General features: G+C 40.5%; 4 protein-coding genes and 1 pseudogene. 3 read left to right on the forward strand and 2 right to left on the reverse strand.

Annotation, left to right across the window (positions count from 1 at the left end; all coding sequences use genetic code 11):
- Positions 1–88 precede the first annotated feature (88 nt).
- Both bioD and FJR06_RS17305 read left to right on the forward strand, forming a co-directional pair.
- Entirely contained in the window at positions 89–766 is a 678-nt protein-coding gene (gene bioD, locus FJR06_RS17300; protein WP_041458052.1) for a dethiobiotin synthase, read from the forward strand.
- Between the two features lie 70 nt (positions 767–836).
- The gene (locus FJR06_RS17305) at positions 837–2054 is read left to right on the forward strand and encodes a M20 family metallopeptidase (RefSeq protein ID WP_168633583.1); all 1218 of its coding nucleotides are present in this window, start codon (positions 837–839) and stop codon (positions 2052–2054) included.
- Here the strand turns inward: FJR06_RS17305 and FJR06_RS17310 are convergent.
- Positions 2051–2746 (reverse strand): annotated as a pseudogene (locus FJR06_RS17310) (S-layer homology domain-containing protein). The gene FJR06_RS17305 and the pseudogene FJR06_RS17310 sit on opposite strands and share 4 nt — an antisense overlap.
- Before the next feature lie 312 nt (positions 2747–3058).
- Here FJR06_RS17310 and rpiA point away from each other — a divergent pair.
- Positions 3059–3769 carry a ribose-5-phosphate isomerase RpiA gene (gene rpiA, locus FJR06_RS17315; protein ID WP_015080467.1) on the forward strand — a complete coding sequence of 237 codons (711 nt, stop codon included), beginning with the start codon at positions 3059–3061 and terminating at the stop codon, positions 3767–3769.
- 274 nt (positions 3770–4043) lie between these two features.
- Here rpiA and murQ read toward each other — a convergent pair whose 3' ends face one another.
- Positions 4044–4985 (reverse strand): N-acetylmuramic acid 6-phosphate etherase, encoded by a 942-nt coding sequence (murQ, locus tag FJR06_RS17320; protein WP_168651896.1) that lies wholly within the window; start codon positions 4983–4985, stop codon positions 4044–4046.
- Positions 4986–5054: the final 69 nt, after the last annotated feature.

The raw sequence follows: 5054 nt of genomic DNA on the forward strand, positions 1-5054 counted from the left end.
TCAGTGAATGTAGAATCCCCGTGTCTTTAGACCGGGGAGTGTCAAGAAAAGAAGCAAATTAAGTTGTCATTTTTAGCAAAAAACGTTGTTGAATACTTTACTGATTGCGGGAACTGATACGGATGCTGGTAAAACTGTTATCACAGCAGCAATAGCCGCTTATTGGCAAAAATATTATCCCCAGCGTAGTTTGGGGATGATGAAGCCAATTCAATCGGGGTTGGGTGATAGGGAACTGTACCAAACTCTGTTTAATTTGGACCAGTCACCAGAAGAAATTACACCTTTGTATTTTCAAGCCCCTTTAGCCCCTCCCATAGCTGCGGCTAAGGAAAATCGTCAAATTGATTTAGCGATAGTTTGGCGAACTTTGTTGGCTTTGCAGAAACAACGTGATTTTGTGTTGGTGGAATCTTTGGGGGGTTTGGGTTCACCGATTACTGATGAGTTGACGGTGGCTGATTTGGCGGGTGAATGGCGATTACAGACTTTTTTGGTGGTGCCGGTCAGATTGGGGGCGATCGCTCAGGCTGTTGCTAATGTAGCATTAGCTAGGCAACATAAAATCAATCTGCGCGGAATTATTCTTAATTACACCCAACCCCGCACCAAGGAAGAAATTGCTGATTTAACACCACCAGAGTTAATTCAATCATTGACAAATATTCCCGTTTTAGGTTATGTTCCCTATCTGGAAAATCCCAGAGATTTGGAACAACTTGCAAAAGTTGCTGCGGCTTTAGATTGGGAAATATATTGTAGCTAATGGGTGATTGGTAATTGGTGATTGGTAATAGGTAATGGGGAAGAGTTTTTTTAATTTTTAATTGATAAATATGGTTTCTACATTTCCTTTGGCTTCAACGGTAAATCTTAAAAATGTGCGGTTAGCAATTCGGGCTTTGCAACCGCAATTAGTAGAGTGGAGAAGACAAATTCACCAAAAACCAGAATTAGGTTTTCAGGAAAAAATTACCGCTGAGTTTATTGCCGAAAAGTTGCAAAGTTGGGGAATTGCACATCAAACAGGTATTGCAGAAACGGGAATTGTGGCGATTATTAAAGGTGAAAAATCTGGACATGGTAAAGTATTAGCAATACGGGCGGATATGGATGCTTTACCTATTCAAGAAGAGAATGAAGTTCCCTATTGTTCTCAACATGATGGTGTGATGCACGCTTGTGGACATGATGGACATACAGCGATCGCTCTGGGTACGGCATATTACCTCAATCAACACCGACAAGACTTTAGTGGCACAGTAAAAATTATCTTCCAACCCGCCGAAGAAGGTCCCGGTGGGGCAAAACCGATGATCGCAGCAGGTGTATTGAAGAACCCTGATGTTGATGCCATTATCGGTTTACACTTATGGAATAATCTGCCATTGGCAACTGTGGGAGTCCGCGCTGGGGCATTAATGGCCGCTGTAGAATTGTTTCGCTGCACCATTTTTGGTAAAGGTGGACATGGGGCAATTCCTCAGCAAACAGTAGATTCTATCGTGATAGCGGCGCAAATAGTCAATGCTTTACAAACTATTGTTTCCCGTAATATTAACCCCATTGATGCGGCTGTGGTGACAGTGGGAGAACTCCACGCCGGCACAGCAGTTAATGTGATTGCTGATACCGCAAGAATGGGTGGGACAGTGAGATATTTTAATCCTGATTTAGCAGGTTTTTTTAAAGAACGCATTCAACAAATTGTTGAGGGAATTTGTCAAAGTCACGGTGCAAATTATGACTTAGATTATATTCATCTTTATCCACCGGTTATCAATGATGCGGAAATCGCAGCATTAGTTCGTTCAGTTGCAGAGGAAGTGATAGAAACCCCCATTGGTATCGTTCCTGAGTGTCAAACAATGGGTGGGGAAGATATGTCGTTTTTCTTGCAAGAAGTTCCCGGTTGTTACTTTTTTCTTGGTTCTGCAAATCCAGAGAAAAAATTAGATTATCCTCATCATCATCCCCGATTTGATTTTGATGAAACGGCTTTACCAATAGGTGTGGAAATGTTTGTTCGCTGTGTAAACAAGTTTTTGGCTTAAAATGGAGAAATACTGGGAATTACAGGTGTTTCTGATTCCTGCTGTTGACGTTGTAAATACTTACTCAGCACATAAGCTAAATCTCCTCTTGTCATGGGGCTTAGTGGGTAAATATTACCTTGTGTATCCATATTCACAAATTCTTCAGCAATGACTGTAGCGATAGCGTAAGCGCTGACTTGTCAGTTCGCTTTTCTAGACCAATCAGGTATATTTATGGCATCTGGATGTGATGAGAGAATCTTATCAACGCTTTGATCAGGAAATTGGAAAACCCCATAAGCTTGGGCAAAAATCGCTAAACCTTCACCTCTAGTAACCCGTTGATTTGGGAAAAATAGATTTCCTCGATAACCTTTCATAATATCAGTTTTCAAAACTATCTGAACATCTTTATATGCCCAATGAGAAGGAGGAACATCCGGGATGAATACAGATTTTTTTTCTGGCAGAATAGCCCGTTTATCTAAATAAAATGCCTTCACTAAAATTGACGCTAATTCTGCACGACTAATTAACTTATCCTGATAAAATTTACCATCGGGAAAATTATCCATTAACTTAGAATCAACTACCTTTTGGATATATTCTGAACTGGTAACAGGTATTGGATCTAGTGATTGTTCTTGGGCAATAATTGGGGAATTTTGGAGAAGTGTGATTAAAGTCAATATCCCTAGTAATTTTTTCATTGCGACTATTATTTTATAACTGTATTACTAATATTGACGGTGATTGCATAATTGAAGTTGCTGATTTTCTAGATAATTAAAAATAAAGATTTTTTAAATATAATTGATAAACCTTTATCTTTATAACAAATTGTCTGTAAATAAAATCCAAAATTTCGCTCAGAAATCAAAAATCAAGGGAGTTTTAGTTCTCAATCCTCAATTCTAAATTCTAAATTCTAAATTCTAAATTCTAAATTCTCATTACCAATTTTATAATATAGTTGGCTGTGATAGTATTTTCTATAGCCTTAATTGTTCAGGAGTTAAAGAATGTCCATACCAGCAGATCCAGTTAAATTGATGAAGCAAGAAGTTGGCAAAGCGGCCGCCAATTTAGTAAAATCCGGTTCAATAGTTGGTTTGGGTACAGGTTCAACCACAGCTTACACCATTCAGTATTTAGGAGAACGCCTCAAATCAGGGGAACTCAAAGATATTGTCGGTATCCCCACCTCATTTCAATCAGAAGTGTTAGCAAAAGAGTATGGCGTTCCCCTCACCACTTTAGACGCTGTAGACCATATTGATATTGCCATAGATGGGGCAGATGAGGTAGACCCCCACAAAAACTTGATTAAAGGTGGTGGTGCGGCACATACCCGCGAAAAAGTTGTAGATTACCTAGCAACACAGTTTATTGTCGTCGTTGATGGTGGTAAGTTAGTAGAGCGCTTGGGTTCTAGTTTCGCTGTACCAGTTGAAGTTATTCCTATGGCACTTACCCCCGTCACTAATGCCATTAAAGCACTTGGTGGTAAGCCAGAATTGCGGATGGGTGTGAGGAAAGCCGGACCTGTGATCACTGATCAAGGTAACATGGTTTTGGATGTCACATTCGATAGCATTGATGACCCTGTAAACCTGGAAAAAACCCTGAATAATATTCCTGGTGTTTTGGAAAATGGCATTTTCGTCAATTGTGCAGATATCGTGCTTGTTGGTGAAGTTATTGACGGTAAACCTGTAGTCAGACAACTTTAAATTAGTACCTAATCACATAAATTACAAAAGAAGGAAACTCTTAACTGGGAACAGATAAGAAACACTCATTTGCACCAGTTTAGAGCTTCTGTCAAAAAAAAGATGTTTTTAAAAGATGCGTAGCCCGAAAAAAACAGTGTCATTATTTCAATCTCATGTTTTTAAACATGAGTTTTTCCTGTGAGAAAGTTGCCCGTTCCCTGTTCCCTCTGAATAGTTAGGAAAAAGGCCCAAAGTGGGAGAAAGAAAATATAGTTCGTCACCGAATCAGAATTTAGAATGAATTATTCTTGGCTTTTATGTCTTGTTGACAGCTAGTTACAGCCAGTCGAAGATTGCCTTGATGGCTGGCTAGTAGTTGTTTCCCAAATTCTTGGTCTAAACCAGTCCAGTGCATTAATAATGCCAATTTAACCGATTTACCACTATGTTCTAGTAAAAACCCGGCTGCTTCTCGACTTAAACTAGTTAAGTCTTGTAAGATCCGTAAAGCGCGATCATGTAATTTTTGATTCGTGACAGCGACATCAACCATGCGATTCCCATACACTTTACCTAGTTTAACCATTACCCCAGTCGAAAGGGTATTTAACACTAATTTTGTCACCGTCCCCGCTTTTAAGCGAGTAGAACCAGCTAAAATTTCTGGTCCTGTCAATAAACGAATATCAATATCAACTTCAATACCGACTTGTTCTGTGGGAACACAGGCTATAAAAATAGTCTTAGCCCCCCGTTGACGCGCTGCATTAATGGCACCGTGAACGAAAGGCGTTGTTCCCCCAGCCGTGATGCCGACGACTACATCCAGTTGCGTGATTTGTCGTTGCGCGATCGCAGTTTCCCCATCTTCCGCTCGATCTTCCAAATCCTCGGAACTGCGGACTAATGCTCCCGCACCACCAGCAATAATCCCTTGTACCAATTCTGGGGAAGTACAGAAAGTAGGTGGACACTCGGCAGCATCTAATACTCCTAATCTGCCACTTGTCCCTGCACCCACATAAAATAAACGGCCACCTTGACGCAGTTTTTCTGCTGCGAGGTCAATAGCTGCTGCTAACTGAACTTTAGCCGCTGCTACTGCTGCTACTGCCTTTTGGTCTTCGCTATTAAATAATTCTACCAATTCTAAAGAGTTGAGCTGGTCTAAATTGAGACTATGGGGATTAACTTGTTCGGTGAGCAGATGCCCGCGTTCCTGGAAATTTGTCATTTGTGTATACTGTGTCAGTTGTTAGTTGTCAGTTGTCCGTTGTCAGTAGGGGCGAAGCATTTGGAAGAT

This window comes from Dolichospermum sp. UHCC 0352, from assembly GCF_009711925.1.
In the GTDB taxonomy this organism is placed as follows: domain Bacteria; phylum Cyanobacteriota; class Cyanobacteriia; order Cyanobacteriales; family Nostocaceae; genus Dolichospermum; species Dolichospermum lemmermannii.